Annotated in this window: 17 protein-coding genes; all 17 read left to right on the top strand. The window is 69.3% G+C overall.

Annotated elements, in window-relative coordinates; all coding sequences use genetic code 11:
• The first annotated feature begins 3 nt into the window (after positions 1–3).
• The 17 genes from thrC to ACZ56U_RS12700 all read left to right on the top strand — a co-directional run bounded on the left by thrC (position 4) and on the right by ACZ56U_RS12700 (position 18,128).
• Positions 4–1,062, top strand: coding sequence for a threonine synthase (gene thrC / locus ACZ56U_RS12780; protein WP_469084050.1), 1,059 nt, complete (start codon positions 4–6; stop codon positions 1,060–1,062).
• Between the two features lie 282 nt (positions 1,063–1,344).
• Positions 1,345–2,274 carry a homoserine kinase gene (gene thrB / locus ACZ56U_RS12775; protein ID WP_469084049.1) on the top strand — a complete coding sequence of 310 codons (930 nt, stop codon included), beginning with the start codon at positions 1,345–1,347 and terminating at the stop codon, positions 2,272–2,274.
• A gap of 410 nt (positions 2,275–2,684) precedes the next feature.
• Positions 2,685–4,706, top strand: a complete 2,022-nt coding sequence (rho, locus tag ACZ56U_RS12770) for a transcription termination factor Rho (protein ID WP_469084048.1) — start codon at positions 2,685–2,687, stop codon at positions 4,704–4,706.
• A gap of 172 nt (positions 4,707–4,878) precedes the next feature.
• Positions 4,879–6,627: a trypsin-like serine protease gene (locus ACZ56U_RS12765; RefSeq protein WP_469084047.1), complete on the top strand. Its 1,749-nt coding sequence runs from the start codon at positions 4,879–4,881 to the stop codon at positions 6,625–6,627.
• 204 nt (positions 6,628–6,831) lie between these two features.
• Positions 6,832–7,965, top strand: a complete 1,134-nt coding sequence (locus ACZ56U_RS12760) for an LCP family protein (RefSeq protein WP_469084046.1) — start codon at positions 6,832–6,834, stop codon at positions 7,963–7,965.
• A 154-nt stretch (positions 7,966–8,119) separates the two neighbouring features.
• Positions 8,120–8,338, top strand: a complete 219-nt coding sequence (rpmE, locus tag ACZ56U_RS12755; RefSeq protein ID WP_007384712.1) for a 50S ribosomal protein L31 — start codon at positions 8,120–8,122, stop codon at positions 8,336–8,338.
• A 103-nt stretch (positions 8,339–8,441) separates the two neighbouring features.
• On the top strand, positions 8,442–9,518 hold the full coding sequence (gene prfA, locus ACZ56U_RS12750; RefSeq protein ID WP_391232771.1) for a peptide chain release factor 1: 1,077 nt from the start codon (positions 8,442–8,444) through the stop codon (positions 9,516–9,518).
• A gap of 79 nt (positions 9,519–9,597) precedes the next feature.
• Complete coding sequence (prmC, locus tag ACZ56U_RS12745; RefSeq protein ID WP_391232770.1) at positions 9,598–10,443, top strand: peptide chain release factor N(5)-glutamine methyltransferase; 846 nt, start codon at positions 9,598–9,600, stop codon at positions 10,441–10,443.
• A gap of 50 nt (positions 10,444–10,493) precedes the next feature.
• Positions 10,494–11,141, top strand: coding sequence for an L-threonylcarbamoyladenylate synthase (locus tag ACZ56U_RS12740; protein ID WP_469084045.1), 648 nt, complete (start codon positions 10,494–10,496; stop codon positions 11,139–11,141).
• A complete protein-coding gene (locus ACZ56U_RS12735) occupies positions 11,138–11,809 on the top strand; it encodes an arsenate reductase/protein-tyrosine-phosphatase family protein (RefSeq protein ID WP_391232768.1) in 672 nt (223 codons plus the stop codon). The genes ACZ56U_RS12740 and ACZ56U_RS12735 overlap by 4 nt, the downstream gene beginning before the upstream one ends.
• A 94-nt stretch (positions 11,810–11,903) precedes the next feature.
• Positions 11,904–13,145, top strand: a complete 1,242-nt coding sequence (locus ACZ56U_RS12730; RefSeq protein WP_469084044.1) for a serine hydroxymethyltransferase — start codon at positions 11,904–11,906, stop codon at positions 13,143–13,145.
• Between the two features lie 139 nt (positions 13,146–13,284).
• The gene (locus ACZ56U_RS12725) at positions 13,285–14,625 is read left to right on the top strand and encodes an MraY family glycosyltransferase (RefSeq protein WP_469084043.1); all 1,341 of its coding nucleotides are present in this window, start codon (positions 13,285–13,287) and stop codon (positions 14,623–14,625) included.
• A 311-nt stretch (positions 14,626–14,936) separates the two neighbouring features.
• A complete protein-coding gene (locus tag ACZ56U_RS12720) occupies positions 14,937–15,374 on the top strand; it encodes a hypothetical protein (RefSeq protein WP_469084042.1) in 438 nt (145 codons plus the stop codon).
• Positions 15,375–15,647: 273 nt separating this feature from the next.
• A complete protein-coding gene (gene atpB / locus ACZ56U_RS12715; RefSeq protein ID WP_469084279.1) occupies positions 15,648–16,418 on the top strand; it encodes a F0F1 ATP synthase subunit A in 771 nt (256 codons plus the stop codon).
• 73 nt (positions 16,419–16,491) lie between these two features.
• Positions 16,492–16,728: an ATP synthase subunit c family protein gene (locus ACZ56U_RS12710; RefSeq protein WP_015657805.1), complete on the top strand. Its 237-nt coding sequence runs from the start codon at positions 16,492–16,494 to the stop codon at positions 16,726–16,728.
• Between the two features lie 39 nt (positions 16,729–16,767).
• Complete coding sequence (locus ACZ56U_RS12705; RefSeq protein ID WP_391232764.1) at positions 16,768–17,316, top strand: F0F1 ATP synthase subunit B; 549 nt, start codon at positions 16,768–16,770, stop codon at positions 17,314–17,316.
• The gene (locus ACZ56U_RS12700) at positions 17,313–18,128 is read left to right on the top strand and encodes a F0F1 ATP synthase subunit delta (RefSeq protein WP_469084041.1); all 816 of its coding nucleotides are present in this window, start codon (positions 17,313–17,315) and stop codon (positions 18,126–18,128) included. Before ACZ56U_RS12705 ends, ACZ56U_RS12700 begins: the two co-directional genes overlap by 4 nt.
• The last annotated feature ends 55 nt before the right edge of the window (positions 18,129–18,183 follow it).

Raw genomic sequence — 18,183 nt, 5'->3', positions numbered from 1 at the left:
GCAATGACCCACCAGTGGCGCGGAATCATCGAGGAGTACCGGGACCGGCTGCCGGTTTCCGACACCACGCCGGTCGTGTCGCTCCGCGAGGGCGGCACGCCCCTCGTGCCCGCGCAGGTGCTCTCCGAGCGCACGGGCTGCGAGGTCCACCTCAAGGTGGAGGGCGCGAACCCGACCGGGTCCTTCAAGGACCGCGGTATGACCATGGCCATCACCCGGGCCAAGGAGGAGGGTGCCAAGGCGGTCATCTGCGCCTCCACCGGCAACACCTCCGCCTCGGCCGCCGCGTACGCGGTGCGCGCCGGCATGGTCTGTGCCGTGCTCGTGCCCCAGGGCAAGATCGCGCTCGGCAAGATGGGCCAGGCCCTCGTGCACGGCGCGAAGATCCTCCAGGTCGACGGCAACTTCGACGACTGCCTCACCCTCGCCCGCGCGCTCAGCGACAACTACCCGGTGGCACTGGTCAATTCGGTCAACCCGGTGCGTATCGAGGGCCAGAAGACGGCCTCGTTCGAGATCGTCGACATGCTCGGCGACGCGCCCGACATCCATGTCCTCCCGGTCGGCAACGCGGGCAACATCACCGCGTACTGGAAGGGCTACAAGGAGTACGCCGCCGACGGCGTCGCCACGAGGACCCCCCGTATGTGGGGCTTCCAGGCGTCCGGCAGCGCCCCGATCGTGCGCGGCGAGGTCGTCAAGGACCCCTCGACGATCGCCACCGCCATCCGTATCGGCAACCCGGCCTCCTGGAACCACGCCCTCGCGGCGCGGGACGAGTCCGGCGGGTTCATCGACGAGGTGACGGACCGTGAGATCCTGCGCGCCTACCGGCTGTTGGCCGCGCAGGAGGGCGTCTTCGTGGAGCCCGCCTCCGCCGCGTCGGTGGCCGGTCTGCTGAAGGCCGCTGAGCAGGGCAAGGTCGACCCGGGGCAGCGCATCGTCTGCACCGTCACGGGCAACGGCCTGAAGGACCCCGACTGGGCCGTCGCCGGTGCCCCGCAGCCGGTCACCGTCCCGGTCGACGCGGCCACGGCCGCCGAGCGCCTCGGCCTCGTATAAGGACATCCCTGGGGCAACGGACCTGGAGCGACATCTCTGGGACGGCATCCCTGGAGCGGCATCTCTACAGGGGGTGCACAGGGGGCTTACGACACGCATCGTGCGCCTCCTGTGCGCCCTATGTCGCCACAGAACCTTCCTTCGATAGGCTGTACCGAACCCGCCCGCCGCATATGCCCCCGCGCATGGCCGGGAGTCGCGTCATCTCCGCGACCCGAGGGTCTCCCCGTACGTATCGAATGTCATTCGACAATCACGCAGCTCAAGGAGAGTCATCGAGCGATGGCCGGTCCAGCGTTCCGCGCCGCCGCCGTCCGGGTGCGCGTCCCCGCCACCAGCGCCAACCTCGGCCCGGGCTTCGACGCCCTCGGCCTGTCGCTGGGGCTCTACGACGACGTCGTCGTCCGGGTGGCCGACTCCGGGCTGCACATCGACATCGCGGGTGAGGGCAGCGAGACCCTTCCGCGCGACGAGAAGCACCTGCTCGTACGGTCCCTGCGCACCGCCTTCGACCTGCTCGGCGGACAGCCGCGCGGCCTGGAGATCGTGTGCGCCAACCGCATCCCGCACGGCCGCGGGCTCGGTTCCTCCTCCGCCGCCATCTGCGCCGGCATCGTCGCCGCGCGCGCCGTGACCATAGGCGGCGAGTCCAGGCTCGACGACGCGGCGCTGCTGGAGCTCGCGACCGAGATCGAGGGCCACCCCGACAACGTCGCCCCGTGTCTGCTCGGCGGCTTCACCATCGCCTGGATGGAGGCCGGCGCCGCGCGGGCGACCAGGCTGGAGCCCGGCGATTCCATCGTTCCGGTGGTTTTCGTACCGGGGAAGCCGGTGCTGACGGAGACCGCGCGCGGCCTCCTGCCGCGTACCGTGCCGCACGTCGACGCCGCCGCCAACGCGGGCCGCGCCGCACTGCTCGTCGAGGCCCTCACCCGGCGCCCCGAGCTGCTGCTGCCCGCGACCGAGGACCGGCTGCACCAGGACTACCGGGCTCCGGCCATGCCGGAGAGCGCCGCGCTCGTGGAGCGCTTGAGGGCGGACGGGGTTCCGGCCGTGATCTCCGGAGCCGGGCCCACCGTTCTGGCGCTGGTCGACGCGGACAGCGCGGACAAGGTGGCCCATCTGGCGGGCGAGGGATGGGCCGCGAACAGGCTCGACCTCGATACACAGGGCGCGAGCGTGCTGCCGCTCAGCTCCACGACGGACATCTGAATCCGGCGGTTGCCGGATTTGGAGAGGGGGAATGTTTGTTGGATCCGGTAGTGTTAATCTCAAGTCTGCACCCGACCCCACCATGGCGAGGTGCTTCACGTCCCCGTCCGGGACAGACATTCTTCCGGGAGCCTCCCAAGCCGCACTGTGTTTCGTACGACGTACGCGGGCAGTACCTCGTACGCGAGCACTGAGCGACTTGCCGGGCACGCTCCGGAACCGGTGCGACCGAGCCACGTGACACAGACAGTCGGTGTCGCTGCTCTGGGAAGCGCCATCACCAGAAATTTCCTCCGCCGCCCAGGCGGACCACCGCCCCGGCACGGTCCACAAAGATGGGACCGACGTCGGACAGCACAACCGGTCGCCGAGCCAGACAGGCCGACGTCCGCTCCAGGGAAGGACCCTTCGTGAGCGACACCACCGATCTGATGGGCGCACGTGTCGAGGAGACCGCTGCCGCGCCCGCCACGGACGCCTCCGCGCCTGCCAGCGGTGCCGGCTCCCGGCGGCGCCGCGGTACCGGCCTCGATGGCATGGTGCTGGCCGAGCTGCAGCAGGTCGCCTCCAGCCTCGGTATCAGGGGCACCGCGCGGATGCGCAAGAGCCAGCTGATCGAGGTCATCAAGGAGGCGCAGGCAGGTGGGGGCGCCCCGGCGAAGGCCGAGGCCGCCGCCGAGACCAAGCCCAAGCGCCGCGCCACCTCCAAGGCTCGTACGGGCGACGCCGCCGAGAAGAAGGCGGACGCCGCCCCGGCCGAGGCCCCCGCCGAGAAGGCCGTGGCCCAGCAGCAGATCGAGATTCCCGGCCAGCCGGCCTCCGACGACGCTCCGGTCGAGCGCCGTCGCCGCCGTGCCACCGCCGACGCCGGCAGCCCCGAGACGGTGGCCGCCGAGGCGAAGAACGAGCCGAAGGCCGAGACGCCGGCGCAGGCGCAGGGCGAGGCCAAGGGCGACGCCGGTGACGCCGAGGGCCGTCAGGGCCGTCGCGACCGCCGGGACCGTGCCGACCGTGGTGACCGTGCCGACCGTGGTGAGCGCGGAGAGCGCGGCGACCGTGAGCGTGGTGGCCGCGACCGCGACCGCCGCGGCAAGGGCGACGACCAGCAGGGCGGCCAGCGCGGCCAGCAGAACCAGCAGCAGGGCGGCGGCCGTCAGGACCGCAACGCCGGCCCGCAGGACGACGACGACTTCGAGGGCGGCCGCCGTGGCCGTCGCGGTCGCTACCGTGACCGCCGCGGCCGTCGTGGCCGTGACGAGATCGGCGCGCCCGAGCCGCAGCTCGCCGACGACGACGTCCTGATTCCCGTCGCGGGCATCCTGGACATCCTCGACAACTACGCCTTCATCCGTACCTCGGGTTACCTCCCCGGTCCCAACGACGTGTACGTCTCCCTCGCCCAGGTCCGCAAGAACGGCCTGCGCAAGGGTGACCACATCACCGGTGCCGTGCGGCAGCCCAAGGAAGGCGAGCGGCGCGAGAAGTTCAACGCGCTGGTGCGGCTGGACTCCGTCAACGGCATGGCGCCCGAACACGGCCGTGGCCGCCCGGAGTTCAACAAGCTCACCCCGCTGTACCCGCAGGACCGCCTCCGCCTGGAGACGGACCCGGGTGTGCTGACGACCCGGATCATCGACCTCGTCGCGCCGATCGGCAAGGGCCAGCGCGGTCTGATCGTGGCCCCGCCGAAGACCGGCAAGACCATGATCATGCAGGCGATCGCCAACGCGATCACGCACAACAACCCCGAGTGCCACCTGATGGTCGTCCTGGTCGACGAGCGTCCGGAAGAGGTCACCGACATGCAGCGGTCGGTCAAGGGCGAGGTCATCTCCTCGACCTTCGACCGCCCGGCCGAGGACCACACCACGGTCGCCGAGCTCGCCATCGAGCGCGCCAAGCGTCTGGTGGAGCTGGGCCACGACGTCGTCGTGCTGCTCGACTCGATCACGCGTCTGGGCCGTGCGTACAACCTCGCCGCGCCCGCCTCCGGCCGCATCCTGTCCGGTGGTGTCGACTCGACCGCCCTGTACCCGCCGAAGCGCTTCTTCGGTGCGGCCCGCAACATCGAGGACGGCGGCTCGCTGACCATCCTCGCCACCGCGCTGGTGGACACCGGGTCCCGCATGGACGAGGTCATCTTCGAGGAGTTCAAGGGCACCGGCAACGCCGAGCTCAAGCTCGACCGCAAGCTCGCCGACAAGCGGATCTTCCCGGCGGTGGACGTGGACGCGTCCGGTACCCGTAAGGAAGAGATCCTGCTCGCCCCCGACGAGCTCGGGATCGTCTGGAAGCTGCGCCGGGTGCTGCACGCCCTCGACCAGCAGCAGGCGGTCGAGCTGCTCCTCGACAAGATGAAGCAGACGAAGTCGAACGCCGAGTTCCTGATGCAGATCCAGAAGACGACGCCGACCCCCGGTAACGGCGACTGACGTCACGTCTTCAGCGAAGGGCCACCCCTGTGACGGGGGTGGCCCTTTTCGCTTGTTGTGCCCGGGGTACGATCGCGCTCTTCGGTCACTTTTTCGACCCGTGAACTTCTGATCCCGAGGGGGGACTTGAGTGGGTACAGCCATGTCCGGGAGCGGTCGGCACAGACGCAGGATGCGGATCGCCCTGCCCGTCGGTGCCGCCGGTGTCGCCGCCGCCGTCGCCGCCGCGCTGATGAGCAGCTCCGCCGGTGCCGCGACCGCGCTTCCCGAGCCGACGGCCAAGCCCGCCCTCAGCACGGTCTCGCAGGCCGAGCTGACGCAGCGCATCGCGGGCGCGCTCGCCGGTGACGACGTCGCGGGGGAGACGACCGACAAGTCGTCCCTGAGCTCCGGCACGAGCGGCGGCACCGTCGACGCGAAGATCATCGGTGGCACCACCACGACGATCTCCTCCGCGCCCTGGATGGCCCAGCTCTTCTACAACGACACGGCCACCGACACGAACTTCTTCTGCGGTGGCGCCGTCGTCGCACCCACGAAGATCCTCACCGCCGCGCACTGCGCCAAGGGCTACAACTGGGCCAAGTACGGCACGATCGTGACCGGCACCGCCGCGATGCCCGACGCGAACGGCAACACCAACGGCGAGATCACGGGCGCGGTGCGCCAGTGGACCCACCCCTCGTACAGCTCGCGGACCCTCGACAACGACATCGCCGTCCTCACCCTGACGAGCCCGGTCAAGGCGACGCCGATCCGCATGACGACGTCCACGGACACCACGTCCTACGCCGCCGGCACCAGCGCGAAGGTCTACGGCTGGGGCCGTACCAGCTCCACCAGCCAGAACATCTCCAGCACCCTGAAGACGGCGACGCTGCCGATCCAGTCGGACAGCACCTGCGCGACCTACTACGGCGCCGACTTCGTCAAGGGCCACATGGTCTGCGCGGGCAATCCCGCCAGCGGCAGCGACAGCGGCACGACCTCCGCGTGCAACGGTGACTCCGGCGGCCCGCTGGTGGTCAACGGACGCATCGTCGGTGTCGTCTCCTGGGGTGTCGTGGACTGCGTCAAGAAGGGCGCGTACAGCGTCTTCGCCAAGGTCAAGACGTACCTCGGTGCCGCCTACGCGCAGGTCGACGACGCCAACATGAGCTACACGGACGCCAAGGCCGACCTGTTCGTGCGCAACGCGTCCACGAAGACCGGCTACGAGAAGGACTCCAAGGGCACGTCCTTCGGCGCCCGGCAGAGCCTGAACAACTGGGGCGGCGTCAACCTCGTCACCCAGACGGACTTCGACCGGGACAGCGTCCAGGACCTGGTGTACCGCCGCAGCGACAACGGCGACGTCTACTGGACGCACTACGACTGGGCCAACGAGGACTGGGCGACCAAGCAGATCTTCGACAACTGGAAGACCCGCACCCGCATCATCACCCCCGGCGACCTGACCGGCGACTACAAGCCCGACGTGGTCTCCGTGGACTCCGCCGGCAAGGCGTGGCTCTACCCGGGCAAGGGCAACGGCACCTTCTCGGCCCGCGTGCAGATCGGCACGGGCACCGGCTGGAACGCCTACAACATGGTCCGCGGCAAGGGCGACTTCACCGGTGACGGCAAGGCCGACCTGCTCGCGCGCAACAAGAGCGACGGCGCCCTCTACCTCTACAAGGGCACGGGCAAAACCTCCAGCCCCTTCTCCGCCCGCGTGAAGGTCCGCACCTGGAGCAACACCACGTACAACGCCTTCGACGCCATCGGTGACATCACCGGCGACGGCAAGGCCGACTTCCTGGCCCGTACGCCCGGCGGCACCCTGTACCTGTACAAGGGCACCGGCAAGGCCACCAGCGAGATCTTCGCCACACGGATCTCGGTCGGTACCGATTTCAAGCAGTACGACATCTTCGGCTGAAACAGCAGGTGAGCGCGGTGTGCCCGCGCTCGACGACTACGCACTGTGCCCACCCGTGCACCGGGTGGGCACAGTGCGTTGTGCAACCCTTTCTCCGGTTTACCCGTCTGACCGGACGGAGCGACCATGGTGAGGTTCGGGTCGTAACGACCACGTCTGACCCTGAAAGCAGGGGGTAACCGAGCGGACGAGAACGAGGAGCACATGTCTGCCGAGAGCACGCCGGAACCCGGCATAACCGAGGAGTCCGGCACCACGGGCCCGCGCCGCGGCGCCAAGGGCCGTCGCCGCAGGACCCGCGGCAGGCGCAAGGGCCTGCTGATCGCGGCCTGGACCGCCGCGGGCATCGTCGTGGTGGGCGGCACCGGGGCCGGCTATCTGTACTTCACGCTCAACGGCAACATCAAGAGCGTCGACATCGACCAGGCCCTCGGCACCGACCGGCCCACGAAGGTCGACAACGGCTCGGAGAACATCCTCGTCCTCGGCTCGGACACCCGCTCCGGCTCCAACAAGAAGCTCGGCGGCGGCGCCGACGACGGCAGCGCCCGGTCCGACACCGCGATGATCGTGCACGTCTACGAGGGCCACAAGAAGGCCAGCGTGGTCTCCATCCCGCGCGACACCCTCGTCGACCGCCCGGAGTGCACCGACTCCGAGGGCACCGAGCACGACGCCGCGCACGGCGTGATGTTCAACTCCGCGTACTCCACCGGCGGCGCCGCCTGCGCCGTGAAGACCGTCGAGTCGCTCACCGACATCCGCATGGACCACTACCTGGAGGTCGACTTCTCCGGGTTCCAGAAGCTCATCGACGAGCTCGGCGGCGTCCAGGTCACCACCACCAAGGCCATCCGCGACCCCGAGAGCCACCTGGACCTCGACGCCGGCACCCACACGCTCACCGGCAAGCAGGCCCTCGGCCTGGTCCGCACCCGGCACGGCGTCGGCGACGGCTCCGACCTCGGACGCATCCAGCTCCAGCAGGCGTTCATCAAGGCGCTGATCAACCAGATCAAGACGGTCGACCTCTTCGACAGCCCGAAGAAGCTCTACAACCTCGCCAACACCGCCACCAACGCCGTCACCACCGACTCCGACCTCGACTCGGTCGACAAGCTGATGTCCTTCGCGAACGGCCTGAAGGGCATCAGCTCGAAGAACATGACGATGGTGACCATGCCGGTCCAGTACGACCCGCTGAACGGCAACCGGGTCCTCATCGACGAGGACAAGTCCGCGCTGGTGTGGAAGGCCCTGCGGAACGACCGGGCGATCCCGAAGAGCGCCACCAAGGACACCGCCACCGGCCAGGCCAAGGGTGTCGTGACCCCCTAGGTCCGGTCGCGAACCCGGCCCCTGGGAATAGATCGGCGCGCCCCCCGGTTTTGGGGGATGCGGCCAGTCCTGGCAGACTGGTACGTCGGCCCCGGTTCACGCCCCCGCAGCCCGCGGACGGCGACCCGGAGCCCTCCCGAAACTAGGAGACACCTTGAAGCGCGACATCCACCCCGAGTACGTCGAGACGCAGGTCAGCTGCACCTGTGGCGCGTCGTTCACCACCCGTAGCACGATCTCCAGCGGCACCATCCGCGCCGAGGTCTGCTCCGAGTGCCACCCGTTCTACACGGGCAAGCAGAAGATCCTCGACACCGGTGGCCGTGTGGCCCGCTTCGAGGCCCGCTTCGGCAAGGCTGCTGCCAAGAAGTAGCGAGCCACCAGCGCCGGTCCACGCCGCACTCCTCGGAGTGCGCCGGGACCGGCGTTTTTGGTCGCCCGCCTTCCCCTTTCGTCCGCAGTACAGGAGCCCAGAGATGTTCGAGGCCGTCGAGGAACTCGTCGGTGAGCACGCCGACCTGGAGAAGCAGATCGCCGACCCGTCGGTCCACGCCGACCAGGCCAACGCGCGCAAGCTCAACAAGCGCTACGCCGAGCTCACCCCGATCGTCGCCACGTACCGCTCCTGGAAGCAGACCGGCGACGACATCGAGACCGCGCGCGAACTGGGCGCCGACGACCCGGAGTTCGCCGCCGAGGTCAAGGAGCTGGAGAAGGCCCGCGAGGAGCTGACGGAGAAGCTGCGGCTGCTCCTCGTTCCGCGCGACCCCAGCGACGACAAGGACGTCATCCTGGAGATCAAGGCGGGCGCGGGCGGCGACGAGTCCGCGCTGTTCGCGGGTGACCTGCTGCGCATGTACCTGCGCTACGCCGAGCGGGTCGGCTGGAAGACCGAGATCATCGACGCCACCGAGTCCGAGCTGGGCGGCTACAAGGACGTCCAGGTCGCCGTGAAGACCAAGGGCGGCAACGGTGCCACCGAGCCCGGCCAGGGCGTGTGGGCCCGCCTGAAGTACGAGGGCGGCGTGCACCGCGTGCAGCGCGTCCCGGCGACCGAGTCCCAGGGCCGTATCCACACCTCCGCGGCCGGTGTGCTGGTCACGCCCGAGGCGGAGGAGGTCGACGTCGAGATCAACCCCAACGACCTCCGCATCGACGTCTACCGCTCCTCCGGGCCCGGTGGCCAGTCCGTCAACACGACCGACTCCGCCGTACGCATCACGCACATCCCCACCGGAGTGGTCGCCTCCTGCCAGAACGAGAAGAGTCAGCTGCAGAACAAGGAGCAGGCCTTGCGTATCCTGCGCTCCAGGCTGCTCGCGGCGGCGCAGGAGGAGGCGGAGCGCAACGCCGCCGACGCCCGGCGCAGCCAGGTCCGCACCGTCGACCGCTCCGAGAAGATCCGCACGTACAACTTCCCGGAGAACCGCATCTCGGACCACCGCGTGGGCTTCAAGTCGTACAACCTGGACCAGGTCCTGGACGGCGACCTCGACGCGGTGATCCAGGCCTGCGTCGACGCGGACTCGGCGGCGAAGCTGGCGGCGGCGTAACGCCCCGCAGCGCCGCGGAAAGCCGCGTGAAGAGGTACCTACGCACGACCGAGTACCGAGTACGACACGGAGGACTTGCGTGAACCTGCTGCTCGCAGAGGTGGCCCAGGCCACCCAGCGGCTGGCCGACGCCGGCGTGCCCTCGCCGCGCAACGACGCGGAGGAGCTCGCCGCGTTCGTGCACGGTGTGAAGCGGGGCGAGCTGCACTCCGTGAAGGACGCGGACTTCGACGCCCGGTACTGGGAGGTCATCGCCCGCCGCGAGCAGCGTGAGCCGCTCCAGCACATCACCGGGCGGGCCTTCTTCCGGTACCTGGAGCTCCAGGTCGGCCCCGGGGTGTTCGTGCCGCGGCCGGAGACCGAGTCCGTGGTGGGGTGGGCGATAGACGCCGTACGGGCCATGGACGTCGTGGAGCCCTGCATCGTCGATCTGTGCACCGGCTCCGGCGCCATCGCGCTCGCCCTCGCCCAGGAGGTCCCGCGCTCCCGGGTGCACGCCGTGGAGCTCTCCGAGGACGCCCTGCGGTGGACCCGCAAGAACACCCAGGGCTCCCGGGTCGACCTGCGCCAGGGCAACGCCCTCGACGCCTTCCCCGACCTCGACGGCCAGGTCGACCTGGTCATCTCCAACCCGCCCTACATCCCGCTGACCGAGTGGGAGTACGTCGCTCCCGAGGCGCGGGACTACGATCCCGAACTCGCCCTGTTCTCCGGCGAGGACGGCCTCGACCTCATCCGCGGTCTGGAACGCACCGCACACCGGCTCCTGCGGCCCGGCGGCGTCGTCGTCATCGAGCACGCCGACACCCAGGGCGGCCAGGTGCCGTGGATCTTCACCGAGGAACGGGGCTGGGCCGACGCGGCCGACCACCCCGACCTCAACAACCGCCCGCGGTTCGCGACGGCCCGCAAGGCGATGCCGTGAGCCGCACCCCCCAGTCTTCGAAGCAGTACGTGTACGAGGAGGCCCGCTAAATGGCACGGCGATACGACACCAATGACGTGACCGACCGCTCGACCGGTCTGCGCGAGGCCGCGTCCGCCGTCCGCCGTGGCGAGCTCGTGGTCCTGCCGACCGACACGGTGTACGGCATCGGCGCCGACGCGTTCTCCTCGGAGGCCGTCCACGACCTGCTGGAGGCCAAGGGCCGGGGCCGCAACATGCCCACCCCCGTCCTCATCGGCTCCCCGAACACCCTGCACGGCCTCGTCACCGACTTCTCCGAGCTGGCCTGGGAGCTCGTCGACGCGTTCTGGCCGGGCGCGCTGACTCTGGTCGCCAAGCACCAGCCGTCCCTCCAGTGGGACCTGGGGGACACGCGGGGCACGGTGGCCATCCGGATGCCCCTGCACCCCGTCGCCATCGAGCTGCTGACCGAGGTCGGCCCCATGGCCGTCTCCTCCGCCAACCTGACCGGTCACCCGTCGCCGGAGACCTGCGACGCCGCTCAGGAGATGCTCGGCGACTCGGTCTCCGTCTACCTCGACGGCGGCCCGACCCCCGGCAACGTCCCCTCCTCGATCGTCGACGTCACCCGCGAGGTGCCCCTGCTGCTGCGCGCGGGCGCGATCTCCGCGGACGAGCTCAGGAAGGTCGTACCCGACCTCGAGGTGGCGAATTGACGGCCCCTGACGCGGGGCGTGGCATATGGGACCCGGAAGAGACGCGGACGTTCACAGGGCTTCCGCGTGACACCTTCCGCATCCTCCACGTCAGCACCGGCAACGTGTGCCGCTCCCCGATCACCGAGCGGCTGACCCGGCATGCCCTGGCGGACCGGCTCGGCGACCCGCTGTGGGGCGGGCTGATCGTGGAGAGCGCGGGGACCTGGGGCCACGAGGGCGCGCCGATGGAGGCCAACGCGGAGGCGGTCCTGGCCGACTTCGGCGCGGACGCCAGCGGCTTCACCGGCCGCGAACTCCTCGACGAGCACGTCATCATGGCCGACCTGGTCCTGACGGCCACCCGCGACCACCGCCAGCAGGTCATCTCCATGGGCCACTCGGCGGGCCTGCGCACCTTCACCCTGAAGGAGTTCACCCGCCTGGTCCGCGCCATAGACCCGACCACGCTGCCTCCCCTGGAGGACGGTGTGGTCGCCCGCGCCCGCGCCCTGGTCCGTGCGGCGGCGGCGCTGCGCGGGTGGCTCCTGGCGCCGACGGCGGAGGCGGACGAGGTCTATGACCCGTACGGCGCCCCCCTGCCGTTCTTCCGGTCGATCGGCGACGAGATACACCAGGCGCTGGACCCGGTGGTGACGGCGTTGACGGGCGTGCCCGCGCGGACGTGACCCAGGGGCGCCCGAGAGGACGTGACAGCCGAGCACCGCGGGGGTGTCGGGCCTACATTGGACGTACGTCCCCGTCGACGCCCCGGAGCCCACCATGTCGGTCACCCATGCCCCCGAGACCGCTGACGTCCTGCGGCGGCAGGATCCCGAGCTGGCCGAGATCCTGCTCGGCGAACTCGACCGGCAGTCGACGTCGCTCCAGCTGATCGCCGCCGAGAACTTCAGCTCGCCCGCCGTGCTGGCCGCGATGGGGTCGCCGCTGGCGAACAAGTACGCCGAGGGCTACCCCGGCGCCCGGCACCACGGCGGCTGCGAGATCGTCGACGTCGCCGAGCGCATCGCCGTGGACCGCGCCACGACCCTCTTCGGCGCCGAGCACGCCAACGTCCAGGCCCACTCCGGGTCGTCCGCCGTGCTCGCCGCGTACGCCGCCCTGCTGCGCCCCGGCGACACCGTCCTCGCCCTCGGCCTGCCCTACGGCGGTCACCTCACGCACGGCTCGCCCGCCAACTTCTCCGGCCGCTGGTTCGACTTCGTGCCGTACGGGGTGGACGCGGAGACCGGGCTCATCGACCACGACCAGGTACGCACCCTCGCCCGCAACCACCGGCCCAAGGCGATCGTGTGCGGTTCCATCGCCTACCCCCGGCACCTCGACTACCCCTTCTTCCGTGAGGTCGCCGACGAGGTCGGGGCGTATCTCATCGCCGACGCCGCCCACCCCATCGGTCTCGTCGCCGGGGGAGCGGCGCCCAGTCCGGTGCCGTACGCCGACATCGTCTGCGCCACCACGCACAAGGTGCTGCGCGGACCCCGCGGCGGCATGATCCTGTGCGGGGCCGAGCTGGCCGAGCGCGTCGACCGGGCCGTCTTCCCGTTCACCCAGGGCGGGGCGCAGATGCACACCATCGCCGCCAAGGCCGTCGCGTTCGGCGAGGCGGCAACACCGGCCTTCGCGGCGTACGCCCATCAGGTGGTCGCCAATGCGAGGGTTCTCGCCGCGGGCCTGGCCGCCGAGGGGCTCGTCGTCACCACCGGCGGCACCGACACCCACCTGGTCACCGCCGACCCGGCCCCGCTCGGCGTCGACGGCCGCACGGCGCGGGGACGGCTCGCGGCGGCCGGCATCGTGCTCGACTGCTGTGCGCTGCCGCACGCCGACGCCCGCGGCCTGCGGCTGGGCACCGCCGCCGTGACCACGCAGGGGATGGGCGAGGCGGAGATGGCGCGGATCGCCGTGCTGCTCGCGGGGGTGCTCCGCGGTGAGAGCGAGCCTCAGAAAGTTCGTGAAGAAGTGCGGGAGCTGGTCGGGGGATTTCCGCCGTATCCGCGGTGAGCGGGGGCAGACGCCCCTGCGTACACACGAGTGCACAGCCACACGTGCAACCATCGTCGCTACCCGGAAGTCTCCATCCATATGCGTCCCTCGCTAGGGTGTGGGGCTGTGATGGCCAGCGAGACCTGTGGGGAAGCCCGTGCGTGAATACCTGCTGACGCTCTGCATCACGGCCGCGGTGACGTACCTGCTCACAGGGCCGGTACGGAAGTTCGCGATCGTGGCCGGAGCGATGCCGCAGATCAGGGCACGTGACGTGCACCGGGAGCCGACTCCGCGGCTCGGTGGTATCGCCATGTTCTTCGGCCTGTGCGCGGGCCTGCTGGTCGCCGACCACCTGACCAACCTCAGTGAGGTCTTCGACAAGTCCAACGAGCCGCGCGCGCTGCTGTCCGGCGCCGCCCTCATCTGGCTGATCGGGGTCCTGGACGACAAGTTCGAGATCGACGCCCTGATCAAGCTGGGCGGCCAGATGATCGCCGCGGGCGTCATGGTCATGCAGGGTCTGACGATCCTGTGGCTGCCCATCCCCGGCTTCGGCTCGGTCGCGCTGACCCAGTGGCAGGGCACCCTGCTGACGGTGGCGCTCGTCGTCATCACCATCAACGCGGTGAACTTCGTCGACGGGCTCGACGGCCTCGCGGCGGGCATGGTGTGCATCGCCTCGGCGGCGTTCTTCCTCTACGCCTACCGCGTCTGGGTCTCCTACGGGATCGAGGCCGCCGCCCCGGCCACGCTGTTCGCGGCGATCCTGATGGGCATGTGCCTGGGCTTCCTGCCGCACAACATGCACCCCGCCCGGATCTTCATGGGCGACTCCGGCTCGATGCTCATCGGCTTGGTGCTGGCCGCCGGCGCGATCTCCATCACCGGACAGGTCGACCCGGACGCCCTGAAGCTGTTCGCCGGCTCGGAGAAGGCGGCCGTGCACCAGACGGTGCCGGTCTACATCCCGCTGCTGCTGCCGCTGACCATCATCGCGATCCCGGCGGCCGACCTGATCCTCGCGATCGTGCGCCGCACCTGGCGCGGTCAGTCGCCGTTCGCCGCCGACCGGGGGCATCTGCACCACCGGCTCCTGGAGATCGGGCACTCCCACAGCCGCGCGGTGCTGATCATGTACTTCTGGTCCGCCCTGATCGCGTTCGGCGCCCTCGCCTACTCCGTTAACTCGGCGTCCATGTGGATCGTCCTCGGTGTGGTGTTCCTCTCCGCGATCGGCCTGCTCCTGTTGCTGCTGCCGCGCTTCACGCCGCGTGCCCCGATGTGGGCGCAGGCCTTCGTGCCGCCGCGCTACCGCCGCCGCAGGGCCGTTGCGGAATCCGCCTCGGCCGCTCAACAGACCGCCGAGGACGAGGAGTCGGAGGCCGCGGACGAACGCACTCCGGTCGCCGTCGGTGTCTCCGGCGTCAACGGCGCTACCGCCCTGGGGGGCCGTTCGCGGTTCCTGGACCGGCGTAAGGCGGGAACGTCGCGCTGACGCGGCAAGGTAAGAATCTGACTAGAGCATTGCCAAGTCGTGGGAGTGAGTTGGGGGTGCGAAGCGCCCCAATACCAGACAAGTCGGCCGTGTTTTTGCACAGACGCGCACTGTCACTCTCATGTGTGACACCGAGCACACCCAGCAGGTAAAGACCTCATCAAATAGTTTGTGATACGGTTCACGAGAACCCCGGACAGAGTCGAAGGACCGTAGTGCGACGGTCCATTGGCGTGAGGCTCAAGCTCTCCATTCGGGACTACGCTCGTCCATGACGACACCCTGCCCCCTGTGAAAGCGGAGTTGCCGCCATGCCGTCCAATGACGCCCGGAACCTGATGCAGACCGCTGTGCCGACAGCCGTGGTCGGCGTCGTCGCCGTTGCCGTCAGCGGAGTGGTCGCGGGCGGCAAGGGGGCTATCGGAGCCGCTGTCGGCACGGTACTGGCCATCCTGTTCATGGGAATCGGCCTCTACGTTCTGCAGTGGACGGCAAAAACGCTCCCGCAATTGTTTCAGGCCATGGGGCTGATGCTCTATGTCGCCCAACTCCTGCTGCTCCTGATCTTCGTAGCCCTGTTCCAGGACACCTCCCTCTTCAACCCGAAGGCGTTCGCGGCCTCCCTTGTCGTCGCGACCGTCGTATGGATGGGCGCACAGGCCCGTGCGCACATGAAGGCCAAGATCTTCTACGTCGACCCGGACTCCGAAAAGAGCGGGAAGTCGCAGAAGACAGGGTCGTCGTCGTGAGGGGTAGGGCCGGGATAAAGGGCGGGGAGAACTCCTGCTATCGTCCGGTGCCAACTGCGGCATCGCGGGCGCGGGCATCTGAGCTGACGCCTGCTCAATCGCGAGGCTCGATGCCCCCCAGCCGCCCTCACATCCGTAACACCAGTCCGGTGCCGATCCGCGGCTGCGCGCCGCGCCGACACAACGAGGTAGCCGTACCCATGCGTCACGCCGAAGGAGCCCGTGGTGAGTGCTGACCAGACCCAGCTCGCCTTTGACTGGAGTTGTCGGATCATGTCCGACAACGGGTGTGGCTTCCCGGCTCCGGGCCTGCATTCGTTCCTGTTCCAACCGATCGCCACGGTCGGCGGGTTCGAGTTCAACAAGGTGATGCTGCTGGCGATCATCACCACGCTGCTCGTCGTCACCTTCTTCTATGCCGCTTTCGGCAGGGCCAAGGTGGTACCGGGCAAGCTCCAGATGATCGGCGAGGCCGGCTACGACTTCGTGCGCCGCGGCATCGTCTACGAGACCCTCGGCAAGAAGGAGGGTGAGAAGTGGGTGCCGCTCATGGTGTCCCTCTTCTTCTTCATCTGGATCATGAACATCTGGTCCGTGATCCCGCTGGCCCAGTTCCCGGTGGCCTCGGTCTTCGCCTTCCCGGTGGTGCTCGCCGCCCTCGTCTGGTTCCTCTGGGTCGGCCTGACGTTCAAGCGTCACGGCTTCGTCGGCTTCTTCAAGAACGTGACGGGCTACGACAAGTCGCTCGGCGCCGTGCTGCCGCTCGTGATGATCATCGAGTTCCTCTCGAACCTGTTCGTCCGACCCTTCACGCACGCGGTCCGGCTCTTCGCCAACATGTTCGCCGGCCACCTGATGCTGGTGATGTTCACCGTCGCCTCCTGGTACCTGCTGAACGGCGCGATGATCCCGGCGGCCGGTGTCTCCTTCGTCATGACCATGGTCATGATCCTCTTCGAGCTCTTCGTGCAGGCCGTCCAGGCGTACGTCTTCGTACTGCTGGCCTGCTCCTACATTCAGGGCGCTCTCGCCGAGCACCACTGAGCCCCTACCCCCAAGCCCCAGAACGTCCGGTGGCCAACCCCCGCCGGTCCTAGAAAGAGAAGGAAGAATCAGCATGGCTGCCACTGAGACCCTCGCCGCTGTCTCCGGTTCGCTCGGCTCCATCGGCTACGGCCTCGCCGCCATCGGCCCCGGCGTCGGCGTCGGCATCATCTTCGGTAACGGCACCCAGGCCCTCGCCCGTCAGCCCGAGGCCGCCGGCCTGATCCGCGCCAACCAGATCCTGGGCTTCGCCTTCTGTGAGGCGCTCGCCCTCATCGGCATCGTCATGCCGTTCGTGTTCGGTAAGTAATTACCCCTTACCTGACACGTTTCGACGAAAGGCACTGATGTGATCGCCAACCTGGTACAGCTGGCGGCCGAGGAAGAGCAGAACCCGCTCATTCCTCCGGGCCCCGAGCTGCTCGTCGGCACCATCGCCTTCGCCATCGTGTTCTTCTTCTTCTGGAAGAAGCTGCTTCCGACCATCAACAAGGTTCTGGAAGAGCGCCGCGAGGCGATCGAAGGCGGAATCGAGAAGGCCGAGGCCGCGCAGGTCGAGGCCCAGAGCGTCCTTGAGCAGTACAAGGCTCAGCTCGCCGAGGCCCGGCACGAGGCCGCGCGTCTGCGCCAGGAGGCGCAGGAGCAGGGTGCCGTGCTCATCGCGGAGATGCGCGCGGAAGGCCAGCGGCAGCGCGAGGAGATCGTCGCCGCGGGTCACGCGCAGATCGAGGCCGACCGCAAGGCCGCGTCCTCCGCGCTGCGTCAGGACGTCGGCAAGCTCGCCACCGACCTGGCCGGCAAGCTCGTCGGTGAGTCCCTCGAGGACCACGCCCGGCAGAGCCGCGTGATCGACCGCTTCCTCGACGAGCTCGAGGAGAAGGCTGAGGCGGCTCGATGAACGGAGCGAGCCGCGAGGCCCTGGCAGCCGCACGTGAGCGTCTCGACGCGCTGACGGACTCCACGTCCGTGAACGCCGGCACGCTCGCCGACGAGCTGGCCGCCGTCACCGCGCTGCTCGACCGCGAGGTGTCGCTGCGTCGGGTCCTCACCGACCCGGCGCAGGCCGGCGAGGCCAAGGCCGAGCTCGCCCAGCGCCTCCTCGGTGGTCAGGTCGGCGGCCAGACCACCGACCTGGTGTCCGGCATGGTGCGCTCGCGCTGGTCGCAGTCGCGCGACCTGACGGACGCCCTGGAGGACCTGGCGAACCTGGCCGACCTCACCGCCGCCCAGCAGGCCGGCGCGCTCGACGACGTCGAGGACGAACTGTTCCGCTTCGGCCGGATCGTCTCCTCGAGCACCGAGCTGCGGGCCGCGCTGACCGACCGCGCCGCGACGGCGTCGGCCAAGGGCGAGCTGCTGCGCAGCCTGCTCGGCGGCCGTGCCAACGCGACCACCGAGCGTCTGGTGACGCGGCTTGTGACCGCGCCGCGGGGACGTAGCCTGGAGTCGGGACTGGAGTCCCTGTCCAAGCTCGCCGCCGAGCGCCGCAACCGGCTGGTCGCCATCGTCACCTCGGCGGTGCCGCTGAGCGACACGCAGAAGCAGCGCCTGGGCGCCGCCCTCGCGAAGCTCTACGGCCACACGATGCACCTCAACATCGACGTGGACCCCGCGGTCCTCGGCGGTATCCGGGTGCAGGTCGGCGACGAGGTCATCAACGGCTCCCTCGCGGACCGTATCGAGGACGCCGGCCGCCGCCTGGCGGGCTGAGCAGCAACTTCATAGCAGTACGTACTTACGGCCCAGTTGGGCCGTGCAGAGGATT

The sequence above is a fragment of the Streptomyces sp. NPDC034103 genome (assembly GCF_055575395.1).
This window is presented reverse-complemented; position numbering and strand designations above follow the sequence as displayed.

Excerpts from the sequence above, each read along its gene's own strand:
- thrC (WP_469084050.1), top strand. The coding sequence starts at position 4 with ATGACCCACCAGTGGCGCGGAATCATCGAGGAGTACCGGGACCGGCTG.
- ACZ56U_RS12760 (WP_469084046.1), top strand. The coding sequence starts at position 6,832 with ATGTCTGCCGAGAGCACGCCGGAACCCGGCATAACCGAGGAGTCCGGC.
- ACZ56U_RS12700 (WP_469084041.1), top strand. The coding sequence starts at position 17,313 with ATGAACGGAGCGAGCCGCGAGGCCCTGGCAGCCGCACGTGAGCGTCTC.
- ACZ56U_RS12765 (WP_469084047.1), top strand. The coding sequence starts at position 4,879 with ATGCGGATCGCCCTGCCCGTCGGTGCCGCCGGTGTCGCCGCCGCCGTC.
- ACZ56U_RS12740 (WP_469084045.1), top strand. The coding sequence starts at position 10,494 with ATGGCACGGCGATACGACACCAATGACGTGACCGACCGCTCGACCGGT.
- ACZ56U_RS12720 (WP_469084042.1), top strand. The coding sequence starts at position 14,937 with ATGCCGTCCAATGACGCCCGGAACCTGATGCAGACCGCTGTGCCGACA.
- ACZ56U_RS12730 (WP_469084044.1), top strand. The coding sequence starts at position 11,904 with ATGTCGGTCACCCATGCCCCCGAGACCGCTGACGTCCTGCGGCGGCAG.
- thrB (WP_469084049.1), top strand. The coding sequence starts at position 1,345 with ATGGCCGGTCCAGCGTTCCGCGCCGCCGCCGTCCGGGTGCGCGTCCCC.
- ACZ56U_RS12710 (WP_015657805.1), top strand. The coding sequence starts at position 16,492 with ATGGCTGCCACTGAGACCCTCGCCGCTGTCTCCGGTTCGCTCGGCTCC.
- atpB (WP_469084279.1), top strand. The coding sequence starts at position 15,648 with ATGTCCGACAACGGGTGTGGCTTCCCGGCTCCGGGCCTGCATTCGTTC.
- prfA (WP_391232771.1), top strand. The coding sequence starts at position 8,442 with ATGTTCGAGGCCGTCGAGGAACTCGTCGGTGAGCACGCCGACCTGGAG.